Origin of the sequence: Candidatus Arsenophonus triatominarum (genome assembly GCF_001640365.1) — a bacterium.
In the GTDB taxonomy this organism is placed as follows: domain Bacteria; phylum Pseudomonadota; class Gammaproteobacteria; order Enterobacterales; family Enterobacteriaceae; genus Arsenophonus; species Arsenophonus triatominarum.
In genome coordinates this window covers 185,401-211,707 of sequence record NZ_LWMI01000006.1, presented here as the reverse complement: position 1 = coordinate 211,707, position 26,307 = coordinate 185,401, and the positions used below count along the sequence as shown (strand labels likewise).

At 37.7% G+C, this 26,307-nt stretch carries 20 protein-coding genes, 1 other RNA gene and 17 pseudogenes; 18 read left to right on the top strand and 20 right to left on the bottom strand.

Features of this window, described 5'->3' with window-relative positions:
* Nucleotides 1-108: 108 nt before the first annotated feature.
* From AYJ55_RS03830 to AYJ55_RS27965, 8 genes and pseudogenes are all read right to left on the bottom strand, one after another.
* A pseudogene (locus AYJ55_RS03830) lies at nucleotides 109-399 on the bottom strand (TSUP family transporter); the annotation flags it as partial.
* A 15-nt stretch (nucleotides 400-414) separates the two neighbouring features.
* Nucleotides 415-831 (bottom strand): transposase, encoded by a 417-nt coding sequence (locus AYJ55_RS03825; protein ID WP_074167902.1) that lies wholly within the window; start codon nucleotides 829-831, stop codon nucleotides 415-417.
* A 44-nt stretch (nucleotides 832-875) separates the two neighbouring features.
* Nucleotides 876-1,593, bottom strand: a pseudogene (locus AYJ55_RS03820) (integrase core domain-containing protein); the annotation flags it as partial.
* Between the two features lie 5 nt (nucleotides 1,594-1,598).
* Nucleotides 1,599-2,114, bottom strand: a pseudogene (locus AYJ55_RS03815) (IS3 family transposase); the annotation flags it as partial.
* Between the two features lie 53 nt (nucleotides 2,115-2,167).
* Complete coding sequence (locus tag AYJ55_RS03810) at nucleotides 2,168-3,049, bottom strand: transposase family protein (protein ID WP_063654365.1); 882 nt, start codon at nucleotides 3,047-3,049, stop codon at nucleotides 2,168-2,170.
* Nucleotides 3,050-3,151: 102 nt separating this feature from the next.
* Nucleotides 3,152-3,804: pseudogene (locus AYJ55_RS32585) on the bottom strand (transposase); the annotation flags it as partial.
* A 73-nt stretch (nucleotides 3,805-3,877) separates the two neighbouring features.
* Nucleotides 3,878-4,196 (bottom strand): annotated as a pseudogene (locus AYJ55_RS03795) (helix-turn-helix domain-containing protein); the annotation flags it as partial.
* 72 nt (nucleotides 4,197-4,268) lie between these two features.
* Nucleotides 4,269-4,457 (bottom strand): annotated as a pseudogene (locus AYJ55_RS27965) (IS256 family transposase); the annotation flags it as partial.
* Between the two features lie 35 nt (nucleotides 4,458-4,492).
* On the opposite strand from AYJ55_RS27965, the gene AYJ55_RS03790 reads away from it, so the two are divergent.
* Nucleotides 4,493-4,858: an IS630 transposase-related protein gene (locus AYJ55_RS03790; RefSeq protein ID WP_063653415.1), complete on the top strand. Its 366-nt coding sequence runs from the start codon at nucleotides 4,493-4,495 to the stop codon at nucleotides 4,856-4,858.
* Nucleotides 4,782-5,315: an IS630 family transposase gene (locus tag AYJ55_RS03785; protein WP_342668138.1), complete on the top strand. Its 534-nt coding sequence runs from the start codon at nucleotides 4,782-4,784 to the stop codon at nucleotides 5,313-5,315. The genes AYJ55_RS03790 and AYJ55_RS03785 overlap by 77 nt, the downstream gene beginning before the upstream one ends.
* A 22-nt stretch (nucleotides 5,316-5,337) precedes the next feature.
* Here AYJ55_RS03785 and AYJ55_RS03780 read toward each other — a convergent pair.
* From AYJ55_RS03780 to dcuC, 4 genes and pseudogenes are all read right to left on the bottom strand, one after another.
* Nucleotides 5,338-6,373 (bottom strand): annotated as a pseudogene (locus AYJ55_RS03780) (IS256 family transposase); the annotation flags it as partial.
* Nucleotides 6,374-6,604: 231 nt separating this feature from the next.
* A pseudogene (locus AYJ55_RS03770) lies at nucleotides 6,605-7,336 on the bottom strand (IS982 family transposase); the annotation flags it as partial.
* A 394-nt stretch (nucleotides 7,337-7,730) separates the two neighbouring features.
* Nucleotides 7,731-7,862 (bottom strand): hypothetical protein, encoded by a 132-nt coding sequence (locus AYJ55_RS34425; RefSeq protein ID WP_281181083.1) that lies wholly within the window; start codon nucleotides 7,860-7,862, stop codon nucleotides 7,731-7,733.
* Between the two features lie 332 nt (nucleotides 7,863-8,194).
* The gene (dcuC, locus tag AYJ55_RS03765; RefSeq protein WP_063654353.1) at nucleotides 8,195-9,556 is read right to left on the bottom strand and encodes an anaerobic C4-dicarboxylate transporter DcuC; all 1,362 of its coding nucleotides are present in this window, start codon (nucleotides 9,554-9,556) and stop codon (nucleotides 8,195-8,197) included.
* Nucleotides 9,557-10,077: 521 nt separating this feature from the next.
* On the opposite strand from dcuC, the pseudogene AYJ55_RS03760 reads away from it, so the two are divergent.
* Nucleotides 10,078-10,332: pseudogene (locus AYJ55_RS03760) on the top strand (malate:quinone oxidoreductase); the annotation flags it as partial.
* A 39-nt stretch (nucleotides 10,333-10,371) separates the two neighbouring features.
* Here AYJ55_RS03760 and AYJ55_RS03755 read toward each other — a convergent pair.
* Nucleotides 10,372-11,577 (bottom strand): annotated as a pseudogene (locus AYJ55_RS03755) (IS256 family transposase).
* Nucleotides 11,578-11,620: 43 nt separating this feature from the next.
* On the opposite strand from AYJ55_RS03755, the gene AYJ55_RS03750 reads away from it, so the two are divergent.
* Nucleotides 11,621-11,872, top strand: coding sequence for a malate:quinone oxidoreductase (locus AYJ55_RS03750; protein WP_063654349.1), 252 nt, complete (start codon nucleotides 11,621-11,623; stop codon nucleotides 11,870-11,872).
* 111 nt (nucleotides 11,873-11,983) lie between these two features.
* Nucleotides 11,984-12,112: pseudogene (locus AYJ55_RS34420) on the top strand (IS982 family transposase); the annotation flags it as partial.
* 49 nt (nucleotides 12,113-12,161) lie between these two features.
* On the opposite strand, the pseudogene AYJ55_RS03745 reads toward AYJ55_RS34420, so the two are convergent.
* Nucleotides 12,162-12,860: pseudogene (locus AYJ55_RS03745) on the bottom strand (IS701 family transposase); the annotation flags it as partial.
* A gap of 85 nt (nucleotides 12,861-12,945) precedes the next feature.
* Between AYJ55_RS03745 and AYJ55_RS03740 the strand changes: the two are divergent.
* The 3 genes from AYJ55_RS03740 to AYJ55_RS35490 all read left to right on the top strand — a co-directional run bounded on the left by AYJ55_RS03740 (nucleotide 12,946) and on the right by AYJ55_RS35490 (nucleotide 14,530).
* On the top strand, nucleotides 12,946-13,311 hold the full coding sequence (locus AYJ55_RS03740) for an IS630 transposase-related protein (protein ID WP_063653415.1): 366 nt from the start codon (nucleotides 12,946-12,948) through the stop codon (nucleotides 13,309-13,311).
* Entirely contained in the window at nucleotides 13,235-13,768 is a 534-nt protein-coding gene (locus AYJ55_RS03735; protein ID WP_162505291.1) for an IS630 family transposase, read from the top strand. Before AYJ55_RS03740 ends, AYJ55_RS03735 begins: the two co-directional genes overlap by 77 nt.
* 438 nt (nucleotides 13,769-14,206) lie before the next feature.
* Entirely contained in the window at nucleotides 14,207-14,530 is a 324-nt protein-coding gene (locus tag AYJ55_RS35490; RefSeq protein ID WP_074167898.1) for a spore coat protein U domain-containing protein, read from the top strand.
* 130 nt (nucleotides 14,531-14,660) lie between these two features.
* Here AYJ55_RS35490 and AYJ55_RS03725 read toward each other — a convergent pair whose 3' ends face one another.
* Together AYJ55_RS03725 and AYJ55_RS03720 are read right to left on the bottom strand one after the other, a co-directional pair.
* Nucleotides 14,661-15,827: a nucleotide sugar dehydrogenase gene (locus AYJ55_RS03725; protein ID WP_063654343.1), complete on the bottom strand. Its 1,167-nt coding sequence runs from the start codon at nucleotides 15,825-15,827 to the stop codon at nucleotides 14,661-14,663.
* Nucleotides 15,828-15,857: 30 nt separating this feature from the next.
* Nucleotides 15,858-16,854: pseudogene (locus tag AYJ55_RS03720) on the bottom strand (NAD-dependent epimerase/dehydratase family protein).
* A 432-nt stretch (nucleotides 16,855-17,286) separates the two neighbouring features.
* On the opposite strand from AYJ55_RS03720, the gene AYJ55_RS03715 reads away from it, so the two are divergent.
* The 3 genes and pseudogenes from AYJ55_RS03715 to AYJ55_RS30470 form a co-directional block, all read left to right on the top strand.
* Nucleotides 17,287-17,652 (top strand): IS630 transposase-related protein, encoded by a 366-nt coding sequence (locus tag AYJ55_RS03715; protein ID WP_063653415.1) that lies wholly within the window; start codon nucleotides 17,287-17,289, stop codon nucleotides 17,650-17,652.
* A complete protein-coding gene (locus AYJ55_RS03710; RefSeq protein WP_162505291.1) occupies nucleotides 17,576-18,109 on the top strand; it encodes an IS630 family transposase in 534 nt (177 codons plus the stop codon). Before AYJ55_RS03715 ends, AYJ55_RS03710 begins: the two co-directional genes overlap by 77 nt.
* 88 nt (nucleotides 18,110-18,197) lie before the next feature.
* Nucleotides 18,198-18,326 (top strand): annotated as a pseudogene (locus AYJ55_RS30470) (IS701 family transposase); the annotation flags it as partial.
* 112 nt (nucleotides 18,327-18,438) lie between these two features.
* On the opposite strand, the pseudogene AYJ55_RS03705 reads toward AYJ55_RS30470, so the two are convergent.
* Both AYJ55_RS03705 and AYJ55_RS24860 read right to left on the bottom strand, forming a co-directional pair.
* A pseudogene (locus AYJ55_RS03705) lies at nucleotides 18,439-19,280 on the bottom strand (integrase core domain-containing protein); the annotation flags it as partial.
* A gap of 249 nt (nucleotides 19,281-19,529) precedes the next feature.
* On the bottom strand, nucleotides 19,530-19,661 hold the full coding sequence (locus tag AYJ55_RS24860) for a helix-turn-helix domain-containing protein (RefSeq protein ID WP_074167897.1): 132 nt from the start codon (nucleotides 19,659-19,661) through the stop codon (nucleotides 19,530-19,532).
* A 754-nt stretch (nucleotides 19,662-20,415) separates the two neighbouring features.
* Here AYJ55_RS24860 and AYJ55_RS03700 point away from each other — a divergent pair.
* The 4 genes and pseudogenes from AYJ55_RS03700 to AYJ55_RS24855 form a co-directional block, all read left to right on the top strand.
* The gene (locus tag AYJ55_RS03700) at nucleotides 20,416-20,757 is read left to right on the top strand and encodes a transcriptional antiterminator (protein ID WP_063654341.1); all 342 of its coding nucleotides are present in this window, start codon (nucleotides 20,416-20,418) and stop codon (nucleotides 20,755-20,757) included.
* A 20-nt stretch (nucleotides 20,758-20,777) separates the two neighbouring features.
* Nucleotides 20,778-21,143: an SFCGS family glycine-rich protein gene (locus AYJ55_RS03695; protein WP_063654339.1), complete on the top strand. Its 366-nt coding sequence runs from the start codon at nucleotides 20,778-20,780 to the stop codon at nucleotides 21,141-21,143.
* 45 nt (nucleotides 21,144-21,188) lie between these two features.
* A pseudogene (istB, locus tag AYJ55_RS03690) lies at nucleotides 21,189-21,822 on the top strand (IS21-like element helper ATPase IstB); the annotation flags it as partial.
* A gap of 63 nt (nucleotides 21,823-21,885) precedes the next feature.
* A pseudogene (locus AYJ55_RS24855) lies at nucleotides 21,886-22,005 on the top strand (IS481 family transposase); the annotation flags it as partial.
* 313 nt (nucleotides 22,006-22,318) lie between these two features.
* Here the strand turns inward: AYJ55_RS24855 and rnpB are convergent.
* An RNA gene (gene rnpB, locus AYJ55_RS03685) (RNase P RNA component class A) lies at nucleotides 22,319-22,692 on the bottom strand.
* Nucleotides 22,693-22,759: 67 nt separating this feature from the next.
* Entirely contained in the window at nucleotides 22,760-23,656 is an 897-nt protein-coding gene (gene rsmI / locus AYJ55_RS03680; RefSeq protein ID WP_063654337.1) for a 16S rRNA (cytidine(1402)-2'-O)-methyltransferase, read from the bottom strand.
* A gap of 26 nt (nucleotides 23,657-23,682) precedes the next feature.
* Here rsmI and AYJ55_RS32575 point away from each other — a divergent pair, with 26 nt between their 5' ends.
* From AYJ55_RS32575 to diaA, 3 genes are read left to right on the top strand one after another with little or no spacing between them, the layout of a single operon-like run.
* Nucleotides 23,683-25,395: a penicillin-binding protein activator gene (locus AYJ55_RS32575; protein ID WP_245677265.1), complete on the top strand. Its 1,713-nt coding sequence runs from the start codon at nucleotides 23,683-23,685 to the stop codon at nucleotides 25,393-25,395.
* Between the two features lie 7 nt (nucleotides 25,396-25,402).
* Nucleotides 25,403-25,687 carry a YraN family protein gene (locus AYJ55_RS32570; RefSeq protein ID WP_063654335.1) on the top strand — a complete coding sequence of 95 codons (285 nt, stop codon included), beginning with the start codon at nucleotides 25,403-25,405 and terminating at the stop codon, nucleotides 25,685-25,687.
* 22 nt (nucleotides 25,688-25,709) lie between these two features.
* Nucleotides 25,710-26,300, top strand: a complete 591-nt coding sequence (diaA, locus tag AYJ55_RS03665; RefSeq protein WP_063654333.1) for a DnaA initiator-associating protein DiaA — start codon at nucleotides 25,710-25,712, stop codon at nucleotides 26,298-26,300.
* Nucleotides 26,301-26,307: the final 7 nt, after the last annotated feature.

Here is a 26,307-nt window from a genome sequence, read left to right as displayed (position 1 = left end):
AGAAAAATATGATGCATTCACAATTTGGTAAAAATTTTTCCAATTTATCTAGTATCTCCCTGTTAATGAAAGATCTAAATGAACGATGGGTTCTTGTATTTTTGGTCGCTAAAAATAATGCCATAACTTTATACTCATCATAATGGCACTAGATAAAATAAATAACAGGGTTAGATACTGCAAAACACGTTCAGATAAACGCAACATTAAATATTTGGCCAACGGAATAGCCATTAATGATCCTATGCATAGGGTAAGTGCAAGAATAATGTGAGTATGTCCATTGCGCATATAAGCAATTGCTGATGAACCTGACAAAATAGTTGTTATAAAAATCGAGGTGCCAATCGCTTGTTTGATAGATAATTTTAGATAGCGTAGCAATAGTGGTATAGCTAGGCGACTTAATTTTGATTACAGCATATGTATTAAAAACAGGTCATCGATAGTGCATCCTGTTTCCATCTTTTTACGTTTAGCTTGAGACCATTTATGTTCTATAGGATTTAAATCTGGTGAATACACAGGCAAATATTCTATCTGGTGTCCTGCGTTTATAATTGCCTGTTCAATATTCTTACCTTTGTGAAAGCTAGCGTTGTCCATAAAAATAACAGAATTTTCAGGAAGTTCTGGGAGCAATATTTTTGTGATCCAAACATAAAAAACATCACGATTAATATTGCAATCAAATAATCCGATAGCAAAAAGGGTTGTTCCCAATAAAGCGCCAATAACATTTGTTCTTCCCTTAGCACCCCAGTTTTTCAGGCCAAAACAACGGTGACCTTTTGGGGAATAGCCGTGAGTTCGTGGAGTGTAGTAGTTCAGACTTGATCTGACAGTTGCCGGTTATTTATACAGTACCTGTCAGGTTAAATTTGATTTAAATCTTTTTCTCTCCAAAGTTGTTTTCCATCGTGTAAAGTTGCCATAGGAGTTCGACCGCAACACATTTTTCCTTGATGAGTGCGTTGGTTATTATATTCCGCTAACCATTTATCTAAATCAGCTTGTAATTCATCTAAAGCCCTATAGATTTTCTTACGAAAAGCCACCTGATAGAACTCTTGTAATACAGTTTTATGAAAGCGTTCACAAATCCCATTGGTTTGAGGTGAACGAGCTTTAGTTTTTGTATGATCAATATCATTGATAGCGAGATAAAGTTGATAATCGTGATGTTCAACTTTACCACAATACTCACTGCCTCTGTCCGTCAGTATACGTAACACCGGTAACCCATGCTGGGAATAAAAAGGGAGAACCTTGTCATTTAATAAATCTGCCGCCGTTATCGCGCTTTTTGTTGTGTAAAGCTTACAATGAACGACTTTACTGTAAGTATCAATGTAAGTTTGTTGATAAACACGACTAACGCCTTTTAAATGACCGACATAAAAAGTATCTTGTGAACCCAGATAACCTGGATGCGCTGTTTCAATTTCACCACAGGCTTCATCATCTTGCGCTTTCTTTTCTAGAGCACTGATTTTGTGATTCTGACAGGATAATTCCTTTTGTTGCGATTTTATCTTCAAGCGCTTTTAGGCGTTTTGTAAAATTATCGAGATTATGGCGCAGCCAAATTGTAGTGGTCAACTAAAATTGGCCACCCTACCTGACTGTTCACGGAACAGTCGCTCTGATTCGTTTGGCGTTAATCCACCGTTATACCAGTGAGGTCTTATATCGCTATAGTAGTGGGTTATGTAGCGAATAATGGCTGACTGAGCAGTACTAAAGCTTTGGTAGCCAGTCGTTGGCACCCATTCGGTCTTCAGACTACGGAAGAATCGTTCCATCGGACTATTATCCCAACAATTCCCTCTGCGACTGATACTTTGGGTCATCTGATAACGCCACAATGCCTGCCTATACTGACGACTGGTATAATGACTTCCCTGATCACTATGGAACATCACCTGTTTGGGATGCCCACGTAGTTCCCAAGCCATTTGTAGTGCTTTGGCGGTTAATTCTGAGTCTGGTGCAAATGACATTGCCCAGCCCACCGGTTTTCGGGCAAACAAATCCAATACCACAGCCAGATAGGCCCATCGTGAGCCTGTCCAAATATAGGTTACATCGCCGCACCAAACCTGGTCAGGCTTTAAGCGTGTTGCTTAATAGTGAAATAAGGGTATTTCGGTGATTGAAGTAAATTTTAGGCTGTTCTGAGATGGAAATTCCAAAGACCGGCACTAAGGAGTAAAAAGGTATCATCAATAAAGGGTCTACGATTCCGTAAAATTTGGGTCATACAACCGAGGCGCTTGATACCCGCGATGGCGTGTTCAACCGTAATACGGATGCCCGAGATTATTTTATTTTCTTGTTTTTGTTCAGGCGATAAAGGTCTTTTTCGAGTTCCTTTTTTTGGGATTTGTGTATTAGGATGCTGTTTATCTATACCTTGAAAACCGGTATCGGCCCAGATGGTTACCTCAGGGGGAATATGGCGAATTATATCGACTTTATCGAGTAAGCGTTTATCGTGACGGCGCCCATTTTTGATCATGGGGATAAATCCAATTTTCCTCGTTTCGTCAGTCATAATAAGCCCTTTTCGAGTGGTCTGTCTTTTCTTTCCCGAATACATTTTTTTTCGCCGACGCAGATTCTTAGGCTTTTGGACAGGTCGCTCTGTCCCATCAATAAAGACGTCTTTAACTCCAGGAAAGGCGCGAAAAAATTCCTCAGCAGAGCGAATTTGACGAACGGGCAAAACACATTCTCGCCCCAAGGTCATCTCTAAAACCGGCAATAATATTTTTACCCAGCGACATACCCGTGTTCTATCTAAACCAAAAAGAAGTCCTTGCAAATCATAGGTCGGATAACATTTTAAATACAATAAAATAAAAAGCAGTTTATCTAATGGGGTTGGGATAAATCCTTTCTGCCCTGCACCCATCTGCCGCTCGTGATCTTTTCGATTCTTTTTCCGATAAATCAAATAACAAGCTGAAAATTCAGCGGCTAAATTTTTCAATTCTTCGACTGATAATCCAATGATTGCTTTACATAAACGATTATCTCGTAACAACCGCTCTTTGTTGATTATTTCAAACCGTTATTTTCTAAGTTAAACCTCTTTTTATTGTCTATAGCGTGACAAAAAATGCAAGTCTCTATTCAGCAACTATTTTTTTGTAACAGCGAACTGCCTATTGAGCAGATTTGGAATATCAATACGTTCATTTCCACCGCGGTTGTATTTATGTTTTCGCTCTTGGCAACTGACGATGATTAATTCTTTCATCAACTTACCCGCTAACCACCGCCCAAGTTTCACGTTGTGTGTATTGGTAACCATCGTGGCGATAGTCCTTGCGCCAGCAGAGCCGCCACTAACGTTCCACGCTTCGCTGACTAGGCTACGTTTTATCGTCCGCTCAATATCTGGCTCCTTAGGCCGACACCAATAGCGATAACTGCTTCGGTGAACATTAAAAATACGACACAAAGTTTTCACCGGATAAAGCACTCTTAGCTTTTCAACTACCGAAAATTTTTCAGTGAGTCGGACATTAAGAGCGCAGTAGCCTTTTTTAAGATGTCATTCTCCATTTCCAGCCGGTGGATTTTTTTCTTCATTTCTCTGAACTCAATTTGTTCAGATGTTAATGGCAGACCAGGCGATGTTTTCCCTTGACGTTCTAAACGAAGGGCTCTTACCCACCGGCTAATCGCTGAAAGACTGACGTTCATGCCTTTCGCGGCTTCCTGGTAGGTGTAATTTTGGTCAAGGACTAATTTGGCGGTTTCACATTTAAATTCAGCAGTAATTATTTTACTCATTTCGGCACCTATAAAAATTATGAGGTAAGCATATCACCTCAACTTAGGTGGCCAAATTTAGTATGCCACTACAAATAGAGCGAACGCCACTCCCCGAAACAAAAATGCCTTTTTTTCTTAACTGCGGTGTTGACCGTGTGCAGGGTATTCAATGGCATACTTAACTACAGCGCTTTCAATCTGTTCATCTACTCTATTTTTTACGTTAGGCACCCGTCGATTTTGATCAATTAAAGCGTCTATCCCACCATCGTTAACAAGTTCCTGGTAGCGATAAAACGTATCTCGGGATACCCCCATAATCTTACAGGCTTTTGAGACGTTATTAAGCTCTTCAGCGAGGTTAAGTAACCTGACTTTATGTTTGTGATAGGATTATTTGTTTGATACATAGAATTACCTTTTATTTAATTATCTAATGATGTTAATTAAAACCGGTAACGCTCTTTTTTAAATCAGAATTGTCAGATTAAGTTAAGACTAATATAGATTATACCATCTAGGCGCCCTTTAAAATAGATGGACAATTGAGCAATGGTTAACGCCCAGTTACTAATCGGCATAGTCCATTTGTTGGATACTTGATTGATGCTAATATAGAGTAATTTTAATAAGCTGTTTTCATTAGGAAAAGCCCCTTTGGTTTTAGTTATAGCTAGGCGACTTAATTTTGATTACAAGGTGTGTTATGAGTTATACAATTGATTTTCGACGTAAAGTAATATCTGTAAGGAAAGCCGAAGGTTTAACAATTCGAGAAACTGCGAAACAATTCCGTATTGGAAAAGCGTCTTTAGTACGTTGGCTTAAACGACCAGAGCCAAAAAATTCAACGCCACGTAAGAGGAAGCTCGATAAAAATGCTTTAGCAAAAGATGTGGAACAGTATCCAGATGCTTACCAAAAGGAACGGGCAGAGCGATTCGGTGTTTGTAAAAAGACTATTTGGCAATCCCTTAAAAAGCTGGGATTAACCTATAAAAAAAACTCTATTCCATCCAAAAACCAACGAAAGCGACAGGCTGGCACATCAGCAAAAAAAACAACAGTATGAAAAAAAAGATAAATCTGTTGTTTTTATTGATGAAAGTGGTTTTTCACATGACACTCCACGAACTCACGGCTATTCCCCAAAAGGTCACCGTTGTTTTGGCCTGAAAAACTGGGGTGCTAAGGGAAGAACAAATGTTATTGGCGCTTTATTGGGAACAACCCTTTTTGCTATCGGATTATTTGATTGCAATATTAATCGTGATGTTTTTTATGTTTGGATCACAAAAATATTGCTCCCAGAACTTCCTGAAAATTCTGTTATTTTTATGGACAACGCTAGCTTTCACAAAGGTAAGAATGTTGAACAGGCAATTATAAACGCAGGACACCAGATAGAATATTTGCCTGTGTATTCACCAGATTTAAATCCTATAGAACATAAATGGTCTCAAGCTAAACGTAAAAAGATGGAAACAGGATGCACTATCGATGACCTGTTTTTAATACATATGCTGTAATCAAAATTAAGTCGCCTAGCTATAATGTCCTAAACTGCCGATGAACCGCCTCTACTGCATTGGTCGTATAAATGTGTTTTCTAATGGCTTTAGGGTATCGAAAATAAGCACTGAGCAACTCCCATTTACTTCGCCAGGATTCTAGCACTATCGGGTATTTTTCATCCCATTTCGTTTCCAGTTCATCAAGGGCAAGCTCAGCAGCCGCTTTAGTATCTGCACGATAAACCGGCTTAAAATCAGCCATAAAGGCTTTTTGGTCTTTACTGGCAATATAACGTAAGCTATTGCAAATTTGATGAACTACGCATAGCTGAACTTCTGTCTGCGGGAAAATACTGGCTATCGCTTCTGGAAACCCTTTTAATCCGTCAATACAAGCGATTAAAATATCTTGTATACCACGGTTATGTAAGTCAGTCAGAACGCTCAGCCAATGATGTGCTCCTTCTGTTTCAGACATATAGAGTCCTAACCATTCCTTATGCCCATCGGTGGTTAGTCCAAATACTGTGTAGATTGCCTTATTGATATAGTGACCATCATGTTTTATCTTGTAATGAATGGCATCGAGCCAGACAAAAGGATAGAGTGCCTCCAGAGGGCGTTGTTGCCAGGCTTTTAATTCAGGGAGTAATTTGTCAGTAATATGCGTAATAGCTCCATCTGATATTTCCAGTCCATATAATTCTGCAACATGTTTTTGAATATCACGATAACTCATGCCTAATGCAAATAACGATAGGATTTTGTTATCAATATCCTCTGATAATTTTGTCTGATTTTTCTTAATGAGCTGAGGCTCAAAAGCACCTGACCTGTCTCTGGGCGTTTTCAGTTCAAATTGACCTGATGTCGATTTAACCGTTTTTCGAGTATAGCCATTTTTACGCGTATCGATTGACGTTGTCGATAGTGTAGTGTTCTATTTCTGCCTGCAGGGCAGCTCCGGTCAGCTGTTTTATGAATGGTGTGAGTATTCCATCTGTACCGAGTAAATTTTTACCTGATTGTAATTGCTTCAACGCTTCATCAAAATTAAATGATTGATTTCTCATATGTCATACCTCTTTTTTTTGAGTTTAAGATATGACACAGATTTTGAACACTACCCATCCATACAAAAAAATAGGTTAAAACCGGTAATACAACAACTCCCCCACCAACGCCCGTTAAGCTAATAATTAACCTCGAAATTGCGCCAACTATCAATTCTGCTACGAAAAACATGATTAATTACCTTGCAGAGAGAATTTACATTAACCTGAGTTCGGGATAAGCATTATCAATTATGCTTGAAGATATGTTCCTGCCACAGGTATCTTTGGTTTAGATGGAATTAAACAATATGCAACCCGCCCGGCTAATAAATTCACTACAAAGTTAGCAGGAGAGCGGTGCCGCGTATGCTCTATCTGAAAAAGATTTTTTAACTCATCAAATACCGTTTCAATGACAGAACGATGACGCAAGATGGCTTTGTCGAAACAAGTCTGTTCAACAGGCTTCATTTTCTTCTTGATATTCGTTATAAGGTTAATTCCCATTGTTTTCAGTTGCTGTTTCAGTGAAGCCGATAAATACCCTTTATCCGCATACAAACAACTAGAAAGATCTTTTATCAGCTCAGGCAATGGTTTCCGATCATCTGTGTTTCCTGGTGTAAGTCGAAAACTGAGTATTTCCCCCAAATGATTGATAATTACATGAAGTTTGAAACCAAAGAACCAACCTGTTGAGGTTTTTCCTCGTTCAGTTATCCCATCGAAGACTTTATGCCGGCGGATCCGTAAGTTATCACACACAGCTATCGGAGTAGAATCGGCAACCGACAGACCCGTGCACTTTCCCTTAATTGACTCAAACAGTGCCGTTAAAGCTAAGGCACTGCGCGGAAGTAACTCTACGCAGCATGAATATGATGGCAAGTTAGGAAATTCCTTCCTGAGATATTAACGGACATGATAGAGATAAAATACCTTGAATTGTCTGAATCGGAGTTGATGAAACAAAACCACGAGTTTCGCACCAATAAAAAAACGCTCTATTTTTAACCTGAGTTCGGGATAAGGATCCTAATTTTTTATCACATATTCAAATAGTTAATTTAAAATAATTACATAAAACAGTATTAATTTTGGTTTTTTTCATGATTTTAGTAGAGAAAAATAGCTTCTTTTTTAACCTGCTATCACTAAGAATTTTCCTGCTTTTTTATCTTATTGATTTTAAAATATTTTTTGATAAATCGGCTATTTTTATTTTCTCACAACTATCGCTTATCCCGAACTCAGGTTATTTTTAAGTTTAATTCAGCATAATATATAAATAGAAAAAACCTTATAAATAAAAAACAACTCATTGTAATTTAAACAAATTTATACGTTTTAGTAACTTGCAAATTAACTATTGCTTTTAAGCCATTTCTGGAATTTTATATGCCTGTGCGAAACTCGTGAAAACAACCAGTGTCATCATTTCAGCCAATGAAAGCGGAGTAGACCGTCTACGACGCTTACTACCGTTATTCAGCAAAATTTCATGCATTTTTGGCTAGAAGTCTTTACAAAAATCATCCATCAGGCAATAAAGTTCAGTAAGATTTTCCATAATTGTTTAACAATGCTCTACTCTTTAACCAGATTGTTAGAGTATTTTAACGAAATATGCGCATTCAACTATTTGAATAGCAAGACTTTCACTTTATTTCTTATCCCGAACTCAGGTTACATTAGTGATCAAACGGGCCATCAGGAAAGTGATAGTTAACGATAAATATCAATCCTAAACATGAGGTTAAAATATGGCCAACATACCTGTTCATCAAAGCAGGAACATGATTACAGCCATCGTTCCGGATTTGATGTAAAAGGGAAAATTTATATAGGATGAACTGGAACTAAAATTTCAGTCGCAATAATAACAACCAATAGTCCAACTAAAACTGGAATAGACGTACGTTTAACTACCTCAAAAGGCGAAATTTTTGCCATCCCAGACACCGCAACCACTACGCCGGATACAGGTGACATTGTTCGACCAAGATTAGAGGCCTGTAACATAGGGATCACTAAGTAAGTTGGATTAATTCCCATTTTGTTGGCTAAACGTGGGATCAATTCAACAAAAGAGTAAAATGGCGCATTACCGGAACCGGTTGTCATCGCCGCCAACATAGTAATCACCACCAGAACAATCATCATCATTATAGAGCCAGAACCAAAAGATTGTGACAAATTAATCAAAGAGGAAATAAAACCGATAGTAGTTAATCCTTGCGCAAATACCCCTGCAGCCACTAGCAGTACGACAACTGAGACAAATGCATCAGCCATACCACGATAACAAACATCTAACCCATCAAACACCGTTTTTACTTTAAAACAGCGCACAAATTCAATCAAACTCGTTAGAATAATACAACCAACAATAATCGTAATAATATGTAATTGAAGTGCCCATTTACCATCAAAAATTAAAACCCCAATAATCGGTGTAAAAGGTAAAATAGCATAATAGTCAGGCGCTTTGGTCTTAATTTCATTAACATCAAGCTTTTCTGTTTTTACCTGCTCACGTCTGTCGAGATAGCGCTGCCAAAAAAAGTGGCTAATGGCCATAACAATAATTGCAATAATCGAAATCGGTAAAGTGGTTTTAAAAGCGAAATCGATTAGTGGCATGCCTGATGCTTTCGCTGCTAACACAACATCACCTGATGTAGGAGCCAAAATTATTGCCGCAGGTGAGGCACAGATTGCTGCAGCGGCGCCGCGACTAATGCCGACATTCACCATAATCGGAAATAGGGTCGCCATCAATAAGATCCCTAGTCCCGCTGCTGAAGACACAGCCAGTGACATTAAGCAAGCAACAATATAGGCTGCAACCATTAATGCATAGGGTGAATCAATCATTTGTAATGGCTTAGACGCTATTTTGGCCACAACATCATTAGCCCCGATATGAGTCATATAAGCAGCAAAACCACATAAGATCATAATCATCATCCCTAAATCACCACCACGGTTCATCAGTAGATATTTGATATATTCTAAAATATCGGTGGTTTTCCAACCTGTCACTGGCACATCATTCGGTAATATATTTTTCCCCATAATTGCGCTGATAATAAGCAGCAATATTCCGCCTATCATTAAAACACCGGTGGCCGAATAGCCTTTAATAATATAACGACCTATTCCAATCGTAACCAATACACCAATCAAGAGTTCCATCATTTCACTCCTCTACATCTACACCAAGGCCGTCAAAAAATAATAATAAAAAATTTATTTGATTATCATGGATATTATTTATATTAATAATAAAGTAACTATGAAAAAACAATTTACCAATTAAAGTTTGATTAATAACAGTATTAATCCTTGTTTCGCCTATTTTATCACCATTAAATACTAACTTTTAAGCAGTGTTATCAATTTTTATCTTTTTTTACCTATTTTTAGAACACAAAAGTATTTTTTATACCTAATTATAAGTATTTTTTATAAAAAAACCAAACTGTTACTAATATTTAACAATTAAAAACAAAATAATAATTCATAATAAACAATATATTATGTTATTAAGCGTCAAATTATTGCGGAGTGAGCAACAGAATACCATAATCAATTCTTATGCTTGATGTGATTCATCGATAATATAAGGTGCATTTTCATATGAAGAGATCATTAAAATATACAGCAGGGATTATTGATCTATTAGTAATTATTTATTTAGGCCAACCGCTTCAAACACGATCAAAACTTCAACTAATGAACCTACTGTTAATATTGTGCTTATCGGGGCCGGTATTATGAGTGCGACACTAGCAACATACTTAGCAGAATTGCAATCAGATTGGCAAATCCGCATGTATGAGCGACTAGATAGGATCGCGGGTGACACATCTAATGGCTGGAATAATGCAGGTACCGGTCATTCAGGCTTTATGGAAATGAATTATACACCTGAAAAAGATGGGCAAATTGATATCACTCAAGCAATAGAAATTGCCAATCAGAGGGTGTTCATAATTCTGTGTCAGGGGATTTTATATTTTGATTATACCATCTAGGCGCCCTTTAAAATAGATGGACAATTGAGCAATGGTTAACGCCCAGTTACTAATCGGCATAGTCCATTTGTTGGATACCTGATTGATGCCAATATAAAGTAATTTTAATAAGCTGTTTTCATTAGGAAAAGCCCCTTTGGTTTTAGTTAATTTCCTAAATTGCCGATGAACCGCCTCTACTGCATTGGTCGTATAAATGGGTTTTCTAATGGCTTTAGGGTATCGAAAATAAGCACTGAGCAACTCCCATTTACTTCGCCAGGATTCTAGCACTATCGGGTATTTTTCACCCCATTTCGTTTCCAGTTCATCAAAGGCAAGCTCAGCAGCCGCTTTAGTATCTGCACGACAAACCGGCTTTAAATCAGCCATAAAGGCTTTTTGGTCTTTACTGGCAATATAACGTAAGCTATTGCGAATTTGATGAACTACGCATAGCTGAACTTCTGTCTGCGGGAAAATACTGGCTATCGCTTCTGGAAACCCTTTTAATCCGTCAACACAAGCGATTAAAATATCTTGTATACCACGTTATGTAAGTCAGTCAGAACGCTCAGCCAATGATGTGCTCCTTCTGTTTCAGACATATAGAGTCCTAACAATTCCTTATGCCCATCGGTGGTTAGTCCAAGTACTGTGTAGATTGCCTTATTGATATAGTGACCATCATGTTTTATCTTGTAATGAATGGCATCGAGCCAGACAAAAGGATAGAGCACCTCCAGAGGGCGTTGTTGCCAGGCTTTTAATTCAGGGAGTAATTTGTCAGTAATATGCGTAATAGCTCCATCTGATATTTCCAGTCCATACTAATTCTGCAACATGTTTTTGAATATCACGATAACTCATGCCTAATGCAAATAACGATAGGATTTTGTTATCAATATCCTCTGATAATTTTGTCTGATTTTTCTTAATGAGCTGAGGCTCAAAAGCACCTGACCTGTCTCTGGGCGTTTTCAGTTCAAATTGACCTGATGTCGATTTAACCGTTTTTCGAGTATAGCCATTTTTACGCGTATCGATTGACGTTGTCGATAGGGAGTGTTCTATTTCTGCCTGCAGGGCAGCTTCGGTCAGCTGTTTTATGAGTGGTGTGAGTATTCCATCCGTACCGAGTAAATTTTTACCTGATTGTAATTGCTTCAACGCTTCATCAAAATTAAATGATTGATTTCTCATATGTCATACCTCTTTTTTTGAGTTTAAGATATGACACAGATTTTTGAACACTACCGCCAATCAATTTGAAATTTCCAAACAATTCTGGGCTTACCAACTAAAACACAGGGTTCTTCACCAATCCCAAACTTTTATAAATCCTGTTCCACGCATTGCCTTTGTTTGGGGAAAAGATGACATTAATTTCTTAGCAAAACGCTATGCAGCTATGATCAAAAATCCTATGTTTTATGGCATGAAATATTCTACCTCTGCGGAGGAAATTAAATCGTGGGCACAACTTATTATAACCTGAGTTCGGGATAAGAAATAAAGTGAAAGTCTTGCTATTCAAATAGTTGAATGCGCATATTTCGTTAAAATACTCTAATAATCTGGTTAAAGAGTAGAGCATTGTTAAACAATTATGGAAAATCTTACTGAACTTTATTGCCTGATGGATGATTTTTGTAAAGACTTCGAGCCAAAAATGCATGAAATTTTGCTGAATAACGGTAGTAAGCGTCGTAGACGGTCTACTCAGCTTTCATTGGCTTAAATGATGACACTGGTTATTTTGTTTCATCCACGAGTTTCGCACAAAACTAATTTGGGTACGCTAATAAAACACGGATGTGCTCAGCAATAGCATTTTTGATTACATGCCAATTTTGTTGATAAAGAGTTATTTTTTCAGATATACGACGTTTATGTTGTTCAAACCACGCAGAAATTGCGAGAAAAATATGATTTCTTTGCGCCCGACTCGTGCGAGCCTGACAGCGTTCAATACCACAATTTTGTTTAACTTCTCGATGATAAACTTTAACAGACCAACTGGCATTCATGATAGATTTGACGTATTCACGGGTGGGGTTCTCTTTGTTTGTTACTAAGTAATCAATACGGCCGTTTTTGGCTGTAAATTTGAAAACAGTCACCCAACCGTAGCCTCGTAAGTGTATTGGAGTTCCTTCTTCTGAGATGTCTAACTCGTTCAGTTGTTTGTTATGGTTAACAATCCTGTTTTTCTTCAGCGTGGTTACCCAGACCCAACCATGAAAGCGAATTGATTTCAGATTATCCAGGCTAGAATACCAGGTATCCATCACTACCGCTTCAGGTATGATCCCTCTTTTTTTAGCAAGAGCGAGCATTTCGGAAAAGTGCGTGTTTTTTGTTTTTCCATCAGAATCTTTATTATAAATACGATAATCAATAGGAATTGATTCAACAGTTGTTAGATTATGCCAAAGTAAATTAACTAAACCTATGCCAGCAATAACATCATGTTCATTACACGAGTTTCGCACCAATAAAAAAACGCTCTATTTTTAAGTTTAATTCAACATATAGCTAGGCGACTTAATTTTGATTACAAGGTGTGTTATGAGTTATACAATTGATTTTCGACGTAAAGTAATATCTGTAAGGAAAGCCGAAGGTTTAACAATTCGAGAAACTGCGAAACAATTCCGTATTGGAAAAGCGTCTTTAGTACGTTGGCTTAAACGACCAGAGCCAAAAAATTCAACGCCACGTAAGAGGAAGCTCGATAAAAATGCTTTAGCAAAAGATGTGGAACAGTATCCAGATGCTTACCAAAAGGAACGGGCAGAGCGATTCGGTGTTTGTAAAAAGACTATTTGGCAATCCCTTAAAAAGCTGGGATTAACCTATAAAAAAAACTCTATTCCATCCAAAAACCAACGAAAGCGACAGGCTGGCACATCAGCAAAAAAGACAACAGTATGAAAAAAAAGATAAATCTGTTGTTTTTATTGATGAAAGTGGTTTTTCACATGACACTCCACGAACTCACGGCTATTCCCCAAAAGGTCACCGTTGTTTTGGCCTGAAAAACTGGGGTGCTAAGGGAAGAACAAATGTTATTGGCGCTTTATTGGGAACAACCCTTTTTGCTATCGGATTATTTGATTGCAATATTAATCGTGATGTTTTTTATGTTTGGATCACAAAAATATTGCTCCCAGAACTTCCTGAAAATTCTGTTATTTTTATGGACAACGCTAGCTTTCACAAAGGTAAGAATATTGAACAGGCAATTATAAACGCAGGACACCAGATAGAATATTTGCCTGTGTATTCACCAGATTTAAATCCTATAGAACATAAATGGTCTCAAGCTAAACGTAAAAAGATGGAAACAGGATGCACTATCGATGACCTGTTTTTAATACATATGCTGTAATCAAAATTAAGTCGCCTAGCTATAATATATAAATAGACAAAATCTTATAAATTAAAAGCAATTTATTGTAATTCAAAAAAATTTATACGTTTTAGTAAGTTGCAAATTAACCATTGCTTTTAAGCCATTTCTGGAATTTTATTTGCCTGTGCCAAACTCGTGGATATTTTTAATGCATGGATAAACTGACAAAATATAAACATCCTAATTTTTTCTTGTTTTGAACTTTATACTTCTTTTTTGGAGATTGCGAAACTCGTGTTAATGTTAAATCTAACCATTAACTGGAATATTTGTGGACTACTTGGCGTCGGCAGTATCTGTTTAAATCCGCAAGTTGGCAGTACCACCCTTTCGTGATTGTAACCAATGATTGCTCAACCATCGCCGCGCCTAACATCAATTTTGGCAGCGCACCGTTAGTTAGCAGCTTTCCGAATGTGTCGCAAACCATTTCTATATACTTGCACTAAAGGTAGTCTGTACAATGTGGGGATAAACAATGGTACTAATTCCGTTAGCAATGTGCGTAATATGAAAAAGGGCATTGACTTGATCAGCTATGATATTTACCAAGGTACAACCAATACTCGCTGGGGATCGAGTGGTAGCGAATTGTGGTCTAGTGCCAATTCGACCACTATTAGTGCCGATCAGCTGACCAGTACCTACAATTATGTAGCGAAAGTGCTAACTGGCCAAGCTACCCCGAATCAATCCGGTAACTATAGCGATACACTAACGGTAAATGTCGCTTTTTGATTATCAGGGAGACTATAAAAAGCTGCCACCACTCGCAGCTATGGTAAATCGCCTGTAATAAAAACAGGCAATCGGCCATAATCAAAGCGCCAATCTTAAGCTGCTATTGGCGCCAGAATATGGGTAATTATCAATCGTGACCAAATAGATCGCGGGTATAAACTTTCTGTTTCACATCTTCTAGTTCCGGCACCAATCGATTGGCCAAAATAATATCGCACTGGGCTTTGAAATCGGCCAAATCGGTAATTACTTTGGAGTGAAAAAACTCGCTTTGTTGTAAAACCGGCTCATAAACCACTACTTCGATTCCCTTTGCTTTAATCCGTTTCATCACACCTTGTACTGCCGATGCGCGGAAATTATCCGAGCCAGCTTTCATCACTAACCGGTAAACGCCTACTTTTTGCGGATTTTGACTAATAATCGTTTCGGCAATGTAATCTTTACGCGTTCGATTCGATTCTACGATCGCATTAATCAAATTGTTTGGTACATCATCATAGTTAGCCAGTAGCTGCTTGGTATCTTTTGGTAAGCAATAACCACCATAACCAAAAGAGGGGTTGTTATAGTGGCTGCCAATACGCGGATCAAGTGAAACACCCTCAATAATTTGGCGACTATCCAATCCGCGGTTATGAGCGTAAGTATCTAACTCATTAAAATAGGCCACTCGCATCGCCAGATAAGTATTGGCAAATAATTTTATCGCTTCCGCTTCCGTGGAATCAGTAAATAGCACCGCGACATCTTTTTTCAGTGCGCCTTCTAATAATAAATCGGCAAAAATTTTGGCACGTTCGGAACGTTCACCCACCACAATACGAGAAGGATAAAGATTGTCATATAGAGCTCTGCCTTCACGTAAAAACTCTGGTGAAAAAATGATATTTTTATACCCTTTCTCTTGTTGCAAGCGGGCGACAAACCTCACTGGGATGGTTGACTTAATAACAATGGTAGCGGCTGGATTAATATGGTTTACATCATCAATCACCGCTTCTACAGAAGAAGTATTAAAATAATTAGTTTTGGCATCATAATCAGTCGGGGTAGCAACAATCACATAATCTGCCCCCTGGTAAGCCTGTTGTTTATCCGTCGTTGCCCTAAAGTTCAATTTTTTTTCTGTCAGGAACGCTTCAATTTCTTTATCCACTATGGGTGATTGCTGGTTATTCAGCATTGTTACTTTTTCAGCAATAATATCTAACGCAACCACCTCATGATGTTGCGCTAACAACATCGCATTCGACAGGCCAACATAACCTGTTCCTGCAATAGCAATTTTCAAAACTAACCTCTCAAATATTTAGGATCCAGGCTAAACGTGATAATAAGTCCGATACCAGTCAACAAACGTTTTTACCCCCTTCTTTAATCGAAATCTGTGGCCGATAACCGGTTAACGAAAACAAATCTTTGGTATCAGCCCAGGTGGTATGGACATCACCGGCTTGCATCGGCAGAATATTTTTAATGGCCTTTTGTCCTAATGCCTGCTCGAGAGCCGAAATAAAATCCAATAATTTTATTGGCTGACTATTACCAATATTATAAATACGATAAGGCACATCACAGCTAGCCGTTAAAGATTTATCGCTCTTTTTTGGCGGAATGACATCAGCAATAGATAATATTCCTTCAACAATATCTTCAACAAAAGTAAAGTCGCGGCTCAGATCGCCATTATTATATACATCTATCGGTTTCATCTCCAAAATAGCTTTAGTAAATTTAAATAATGCCATATCTGGCCGGCCCCAAGGACCATAAACAGTAAAAAAAACGTAACCCGGTGGTCGGCAAATTATACAGATGAGAGTAAGCATGCGCCATTAACTCATTAACTCTTTTAGTGGCAGCATAGAGGGAGATGGGATGATCAACGGACATATTGGTAAAACAAGGAAATTGATTATTGGTACCATATACCGAGCTGGAAGAAGCATAGATCAAATGAGGGATTTGGCCATAATAACAACCTTCCAATATCGACAAAAAACCAGTTAAATTACTATCTGCATAAGTGAAAGGATCCTTTAAAGAGTAGCGGACACCCGCTTGCGCTGCCAGATGGATCACTCTATCAAATTTACCTAAGGTAATCACTTCAATTACCTTTTCCCGCTCAATAATATCCAGCCGCAAAAACTGAAATTGCGAATAAATTGTTAAGCGCTCAAGGCGAGCTTTTTTAAACCAGGATCATAGTAATGATTAAGATTATCCAACCCAACAACATCATGACCATGTTGTAATAAACGCTGACATAACGTAAATCCAGTAAAACCGGCACATCCTGTTATTAAATATTTCATAGCTATTTTTAAGTTCTACACGAGTTTCGCAAGCTCCAAAAAAGAAGTCACGAGTTTCGCACAGGCATATAAAATTCCAGAAATGGTTTAAAAGCAATGGTTAATTTGCAAGTTACTAAAACGTATAAATTTGTTTAAATTACAATGAGTTGCTTTTAATTTATAAGATTTTGTCTATTTATATATTATGTTGAATTAAACTTAAAAATAGAGCGTTTTTTTATTGCACGAGTTTTGCACCGACAAATAAACAAGTTATTTTTTAAGTTTAATTCAACATAATATATAATTCGCAAAATTTGCTAATTCAAATATAACTTATTGAAATAAATATATATTTTATATTATTTAGTATCTTGCGGATAAAACATTATTTTAGCTATTTTTAGAACTTTATAGCTAGGCGACTTAATTTTGATTACAAGGTGTGTTATGAGTTATACAATTGATTTTCGACGTAAAGTAATATCTGTAAGGAAAGCCGAAGGTTTAACAATTCGAGAAACTGCGAAACAATTCCGTATTGGAAAAGCGTCTTTAGTACGTTGGCTTAAACGACCAGAGCCAAAAAATTCAACGCCACGTAAGAGGAAGCTCGATAAAAATGCTTTAGCAAAAGATGTGGAACAGTATCCAGATGCTTACCAAAAGGAACGGGCAGAGCGATTCGGTGTTTGTAAAAAGACTATTTGGCAATCCCTTAAAAAGCTGGGATTAACCTATAAAAAAAACTCTATTCCATCCAAAAACCAACGAAAGCGACAGGCTGGCACATCAGCAAAAAAGACAACAGTATGAAAAAAAAGATAAATCTGTTGTTTTTATTGATGAAAGTGGTTTTTCACATGACACTCCACGAACTCACGGCTATTCCCCAAAAGGTCACCGTTGTTTTGGCCTGAAAAACTGGGGTGCTAAGGGAAGAACAAATGTTATTGGCGCTTTATTGGGAACAACCCTTTTTGCTATCGGATTATTTGATTGCAATATTAATCGTGATGTTTTTTATGTTTGGATCACAAAAATATTGCTCCCAGAACTTCCTGAAAATTCTGTTATTTTTATGGACAACGCTAGCTTTCACAAAGGTAAGAATATTGAACAGGCAATTATAAACGCAGGACACCAGATAGAATATTTGCCTGTGTATTCACCAGATTTAAATCCTATAGAACATAAATGGTCTCAAGCTAAACGTAAAAAGATGGAAACAGGATGCACTATCGATGACCTGTTTTTAATACATATGCTGTAATCAAAATTAAGTCGCCTAGCTATATATGTCTGTGCGAAACTCGTGAAGTATAAAGTTCAAAACAAGAAAAAATTAGGATGTTTATATTTTGTCAGTTTATCCATGCATTAAAGATATCTACAAGACATTCTTACAGGTGAGCAGTGTGAGATACTCTGGTTTGGCGTTATCACGAGTTTCGCACAGGCATATAAAATTCCAGAAATGGCTTAAAAGCAATGGTTAATTTGCAAGTTACTAAAACGTATAAATTTGTTTAAATTACAATAAGTTGTAGTAGCTCAGACTTAATCTGACAGTTGCCGGTTATTTATACAGTATCTGTCAGGTTAAATTTGATTTAAATCTTTTTCTCTCCAAAGTTGTTTTCCCTCGTATAAAGTTGCCATAGGCGTTCGACCGCAACACATTTTTCCTTGATGAGTGCGTTAGTTATTGTTATTCGTCTAACCATTTGTCTAAATCAGCTTGTAATTCGGCTAAATTATCGAAGATTTTCTTACGAAAAGCCACCTGATAGAACTCTTGTAATACAGTTTTATGAAAGCGTTCACAAATCCCATTGATTTGAGGTGAACGAGCTTTAGTTTTTGTATGATCAATATCGTTGATAGCGTTGATAATCGTGATGCTCAACTTTACCACAATACTCACTGCCTCTGTCCGTCAGTATACGTAAAATCGGTAATCCATGCTGGGTGTAAAAAGACAGAACCTTGTCATTTAATAAATCTGCCGCCGTTATCCCGCTTTTCGTTGTGTAAAGCTTACAATGAACGACTTTACTGTAAGTATCAATGTAAGTCTGTTGATAAACACGACCAACGCCTTTTAAATGACCGACATAAAAAGTGTCCTGTGACCCCAAAAACCCTGATGTGCTGTTTCAATCTCACCATTGGCCTCATCATCCTGTGCTTTTTTCGAGTGCGCTGATTTGTGATTCTGACAGGATAATCCCTTCTGTCGCTATTTTATCTTCTAGCGCCTTTAGACGTTTTTTAAAATTTTCAAGATGATGACGTAGCCAAATAGAACGAACACCACTTCCCGAAACAAAAATTCCTTTTTTTCTTAGTTCATTACTACTGCGGTGTTCTCCGTGTTCAGGGGATTCAATCGCATACTCAACTACAGTGCTTTCAATTTGTTCATCTACTCTATTTTCTACAAGCCTGTTGCTCAATAGCAAAATTAATTATGACTTACAAAAAAACCAGCCGATGATGATAAAATCATCAATTTTTGCATTAAAAATAACCTATGTAAGATTAAAAAATAAACTATTTTTGTATTTTTTAGATGTATCTAACTTGTTTTTATTTTAAGCAACTTTATTTCACTATTGAGCAACATGCTTTACGTTAGGTACCCGTCGATTTTGATTAATTAAGGCATCGATCCCACCATCGTTAACAAGTTATTGATAGCGATAGAAAGTATCTCGGGATACCCCCATAATCTTACAGGCTTTTGATACGTTATGAAGCTCTTCAGCAAGGTTAAATAACCCGACTTTATGTTTGATGATAGGATTATTTGTTTGATACATAGAATTACCTTTTATTTTATTATCTAATGATTTTAATTAAAATCGGTAACTCTCTTTTTTAAATCACAATTGTCAGATTAAGTTAAGACTAATACGGCATGTCATTTTTCTATTAGCCATTAGTGAAGCTGACTATGAAGAAGCTATCGCTATTTATGAGTTATTTGTAACTTTCGTCAAAGAAAAAGCGACTAAAAGATTAATTAATAGTAGGAATTTCAATGATTTTCAGGTTATTGCTAAAGATAGTTTGAGTCGTATTAATTAATAATTTCCACTTAATAGTGGAAAAGTGGAAATAATAAATAAAAGTGTGATTTTTAGTGATCATTATCATAAGATAGGTAACTTTTTTATCTTTTTGCAAGTCACTTATTTTTAGTTTACTTTAAACTGGCAAGCCAAATTTCCAGAAATCAATTATTATTCAGTAGGCTATTTTCACTTAACGATCTCACTAAATAAACAAATAATTAATCAACTTTACATTACCTAATGTACTGATCTAAAACAAAAATAATAATATTCCAACGCGTTGAATAACAACATAAATAATAAAAAATTAGCCTTTGATTTAGTTAAACTTCCAGTTTGATTAAAATTAATTCTCTATTTTTGTCTTTATTTTTCCAGATATTTGTCAGTTTAAAGTGGAAATGTTTCCTCTCCAAAACCATACTGGAAAGAACTAAAGTTATTAACAATGGCAAAAGACCAGTTTTATATTAATTTCCAAATGGGATAGCGAAAGTTTATGAGTCAATCCTCAATTGTCTTTAATGTCGCAAAAGATAACCTGGATGTAGAAGAGACTGTCACCAATAAATTAATTTCTATTATTGATGGCTGGCTAAAAGCTCAAGGGGCCCATACAACTGATGTTCAACAACAGATGCTACGTTCTCACGTTAAAGCGATGGTAGAAAGAGCAAAAACAGGTGAGTCTTTACCTGAAGTGGATGTCTCACTATTTGAGGAAATATCCCCTGAATCAATTGCCTTAGCCGAGAAAGTTGTTAATACCTTGCCCGGTTTAGCTTACGAAGAGGCTTATCTGCTCTCAGTTCATTTTGAAGTAGCACGTTCTAACTCATAAAGATAATAGGAGAATTAAATATGAAACAGATCCATGTCGTTATTGGTGACCGTTTAGGCAAAGGACAAAAAGTAGCTACCGGTGTTGAAGCTGCCGGTGGTAAAGCAACAGTCATTCCCGGTGTTGCTGCTGATATGAAGTTAGGCGACGCAATGAAAGAGCATAATGCAGACTTTGGGATCTCATTTTGTGGTAGTGGCGGTGCCGGTGCCATTACTGCACAGACTAAGTATGGTTATAAAGCACGTTATGGAATGCGTTCTATTGAAGAAGGCGAAACAGCGATTGCAGATGGCTGTATTGTCCTCGGATTTGGTTTTATGGACAAAGAAGAGTTGGGCGAACGTTTAGTTAAAGCATTCAATAAGAAACATGGCAATGCATGATGAAACAGAAAATTGTAGTGGCCAATTTTAGTTGACCACTACACCCTATTAAAATGTGAGCAACAACAACGAGATGAACGAACTCGCAATCTCTTTAGTCGGATGGCGGGATTCCCAACGCACAAAGAACTTAGTACGTTCGATTTTAAGTTTGCAACGGGCGTTCCTAAGCAGCAAATACAGGAATTAAGCGCATTAACGTTTATTGAGCGTAATGAAAATGTAGTGTTGCTTGGCCAAAGCGGTGTAGGCAAAACGCATTTAGCTATTGGATTAGGATTAAAAGCAGTACAGGCCAAGAGGAAAACCCGCTTTACGACAGCGGCTGAACTGATGTTGCAACTCTCAACGGCTAAACGACAAAATAAGCTCAAACAATATCTATCACGTTCGGTGATGGCACCGAAGTTGTTGATCATAGATGAGATTGGATACCTACCGTTTGGGCGAGAGGAAGCAAACCTATTTTTCAATGTGATTGCCAAGCGTTATGAGCATAGCAGTGTTATATTGACGAGTAACTTATTATTTGGGCAATGGCCCAGTGCCTTTGCTGATGACGTAACATTAACCGCCGCTATGCTTGATCGTTTACTTCATCATTCGCATGTACTGCAATTGAGCGGTGAAAGCTATCGATTGAAAGAGTAAGCGGCGCTCAGGAGCAATAACCGAGTAAAATAGTGGATCAATTTTGATTGATCATATGTTAGCTAAAAAGTGGATCAGTTTTCGGTGATCGTTGACAGAATACAATAACCAACGCACTCATCAAGGAAAAATGTGTTGCGGTCGAACGCCTATGGCAACTTTATACGAGGGAAAACAACTTTGGAGAGAAAAAGATTTAAATCAAATTTAACCTGACAGATACTGTATAAATAACCGGCAACTGTCAGATCAAGTCTGAGCTACTACACGAGTTTTGCACAGCATATAAAATTCCAGAAATGGCTTAAAAGCAATGGTTAATTTGCACGTTACTAAAACATATAAATTTGTTTAAATTACAATAAGTTGCTTTTAACTTATAAGATTTTGTCTATTTATATATTATGCTGAATTAAACTTAAAAATAGAGCGTTTTTTTATTGGTGCGAAACTCGTGTATCAATTTTATTGCACTCTAAAAGTAAAACCCCATTGTAATTTTACTCACAATGGGGTTTTTTATGTTTTAGAGTCAGCCGATAAGCCGGGTTCTGTCGTGGACAACCATTCATCTAGGCCAGCACTTGCGCACTGACTCAAGCAGCCTACCCGGGTTCGATGCGGGCCGCATCTAGTGAACCCCTATTTGGCCTTGCTCCGGGTGGAGTTTACCGTGCCACAAACTGTTGCCAGTTGCGCGGTGCGCTCTTACCGCACCCTTTCACCCTTACCTGTGCTTAATAGCCATCGGCGGTTTGCTCTCTGTTGCACTAGTCGTAGGCTTTCGCCTCCCAAACGTTATCTGGCACCCTGCCCTATGGAGCCCGGACTTTCCTCCCCTTTATTAACAATTACCTAGGGTAATCAACAATAAAGCAGCGGTTGTCTGGCTAACTCCAACGCCGAATTATAGGGATTTAACATTAATTTGTATAGTTATTTATCACAATTGGCCAACAGCTAATCTACTTGATTGCACTATCAGCACTAACTTGTTGTTCAAGGCTATATTTATATAGTGCATTCTTCTTTAAACCATAAATTTCTGCCGTAATAGCTGCCGCCTTCTTTAACGGCAATGATTGCTGTAGTAACGCTAACGTTTTTTTCACCTCTGAGGAAATAGCTGCTTCACCCTCCTGTGGTGCTCTATATCCCTGAACCACCAATACCATTTCGCCACGAGAACGATTTTCATCAACTTTTACCCAATCAAGTAGTTCTCCAACCGGCAAACCATGAATAGATTCCCAGGTTTTTGTTAATTCGCGAGCTAAGACAACATAACGCTCAGCGCCCCAAATAGCGACCATATCTGCTAATGTGTCTAACAAACGATGTGGTGATTCATAAAAAATAAGTGTTCTCGACTCCTCCGTTAACGCTTGCAATACCTCTTGTCGACTCTTACGTTTTGCTGGCAAAAATCCCTCATAACAAAAGCGATCTGAGGCGATACCGGCAGTGGAAAGGGCCGTAATTGCTGCGCATGGCCCTGGCAAAGGAACTACCAGAATACCTGCTTGGCGACAAGATTTTACCAAATGATAACCAGGATCATTAATTAGCGGTGTCCCTGCATCAGAAACTAACGCTATACTTAGTCCCTGTTTTAATTGAGGAATTAATTGATCTGTTTTCTGTTGTTCATTATGATCATGTAAGGAAATCATGCGGGTATTGATAGCAAAGCGCTGCAATAATAAACCCGTACGCCGGGTATCTTCCGCTGCAATAAGATCTACCTGCTTAAGGATCTGCAATGCACGCAGAGTGATATCATCCAAATTACCAATAGGAGTTGGTACAATATATAGTGTTGATACCATTTCTACCTCTATATCTTGATTAGGTTCATTCATTGTTTATTCCGAATAACCAATTAAAATTGAGCAATAATAATTACATCACTGGACAAAGTATGCGTTCTTCAATTTTTGTTAAAAAAGGTTTGATATGTATAGCGATACTATCCTCTCTTTTGTTAGTAGGATGTCATTTCCCAGTAGATCAAAGTAAACCGACTGCCAATGCAACCTTACAAGCAAGCTCTAAAATCAGCCATTATCAATCAATTATTGATGCGGCTAATGGTACACCATCTGCTGAAGCTTTGCGTGCCTATATCGCGCAAGAACCCCTATTAAAAGATAAGGTTAATCACCAGAAAAATATTGATGCTTTTTGGCAAATGTTAATCAGTTTGCCTGCTGAACAAATTCAAAAATTAGCCGTTAGGGCAGATGAAAATGTCTTACAGGGTTGGGTTGATCTGCTTGATTTATACCATAATAACTACCAAGATCCGGGGGCATTACAAAATGCGTTTAATGACTGGAAAATACGCTATCCAGCCAATCCGTGTGTTAAAACTTCCCCAACAGCACTCATACAAATCATTCATCAATCTTCAATCAGTAGCAACCCTAAAATTGGTCTATTCTTGCCTTTAAGTAATAACGGTAAAATATTTGCTGAAGCGATTTTACAAGGTTTCCTTGATGCCCAAAAAGGTTTACCCATCGATCCGACAACCGCGACCAGCTCATCTGAGCAAAATAGCCAAAATAGTGATCCCGTTAAAAGTATTATTGATTCAATTACTAGCAGTAGCAATAATATGACGCAGGAAAACAATCCACAAACCCCATCGCTTGTTATTGACAATGTACCTATTAATAATCAACAGGTTAAAGTATACGATACCAATACTCAATCGATTGAGTCACTCCTGCAACAAGCTGAACAGGATGGCATTACCTTAGTCGTCGGGCCACTTTTAAAACCGGATGTACTTAGAGCTATTCAAATAAATACTCCATTAAATCTTTTGACATTAAATGAATTAGATAATGATAAAATGCCGCTTAAAAATAATGTCTGTTACTTTTCTCTGTCACCTGAAGATGAAGCGGTTAATGCGGCTCGCCATATGGCAAAAGAGGGCAAACATGTACCATTGATCCTGATCCCTTCTTCTCCTTTTGGGGAACGTATCGCAAATATATTTACACAAGAGTGGCAAAAATTGAAACAAACCCCAGTATGTAAACAAAATTTTGGTAATATTGATAGCCTAAAAGCTAGAACTGCTCAAAGTACTGGAATACAGATGATAGGCACTCCAATAGTAATTGCCGAACAGCAAAATACCAACGATACGGCAGAGGCGATTGATGCGGTGTATATTGTAGCCACAAGTGATGAATTGTCATTGATTAAACCGATGATAGATATCGCAACCGATAGTCGCACACGTCCAACGCTTTATGCCAGTTCTCGTAGTCATCAAACAGATTTAAGTACCGATTATTATCTGGAAATGGAAGGCTTACAATTTAGTGAAATCCCTTTACTTGCTGGCGCTAATTCCACTTTACTAACACAAGCTAATCAACGACTCTCTGCTGATTACTCCCTAATTCGTCTTTACGCTATGGGAATTGATGCCTGGTTATTAGCTAATCATTTCAATCAATTACAACAACATGATATTGAATTAAATGGAGCCACAGGCAAACTAAGTGTAAATAGTAACAATTGCATAATTTTTCGTACCCTACCGTGGTTAAAATTTAAACAAGGGACTGCAATTTATTAGCCGCAATGTGAGTTTCCCTGTTGGAGAAATTGATTTAGTTATGAAAGATCAAAACACTTGGGTGTTTGTTGAAGTACGCCTTCGCCGCCATGATAACTTCGGTAATGCATTAATGTCAGTAACTTTAAACAAACGAAAAAAAATACTTGCAGCCGCTAAATTATGGCTGCTTAAACAAAATGAAAACATAGAAACCGCTTTATGTTTATGTCGTTTTGATATTTGTGCTACTACCGGCAATCAATTTGAGTGGTTACCAAATGCCTTTAGTGACTATGATGCCATCCACTAATTATATGTAAGTAGGTCTTAACGTGTTGGAGAAAATTAAAGCCTGTTTTACCGAAAGTATTCAAACACAAATTGCCGCTGCTGAAGCATTACCCGATGCTATTTCTCGTGCAGCGATTATGATCGTTCACGCCTTACTAAATGGCAATAAAATCTTATGTTGCGGCAGTGGCGGCTCAGCAGTTATTGCACAACGCTTTGCGACCAGTATGATCAATCAATTTGAAGCTGAACGTCCGAGTCTGCCCGCTTTATGTCTTAACACAGACAATGCGATTATAACCTCGATCGCTAATGGCCAAAACCCCGAAGAGGTATATGCAAAACAAGTGCGTGCATTAGGCCAATCTGGTGACGTACTTCTTGCAATTGCGACCAAAGGTGATAGTCGCGTTGTGATAAAAGCGGTTGAAGCTTCACTCGCACGTGATATGACGATTGTGGCCTTAACCGGTCATGATGGTGGAGAATTAGCCGGCTTACTAGGTACACAGGATGTAGAAATTCGAATACCTTCGCAAAGAAGCATTAGAATTCAAGAAGTTCACCTATTAACAGTTAACTGTTTATGTGATCTAATCGATAATACACTTTTTCCGCATCAAGATGACTAAGGAGTAA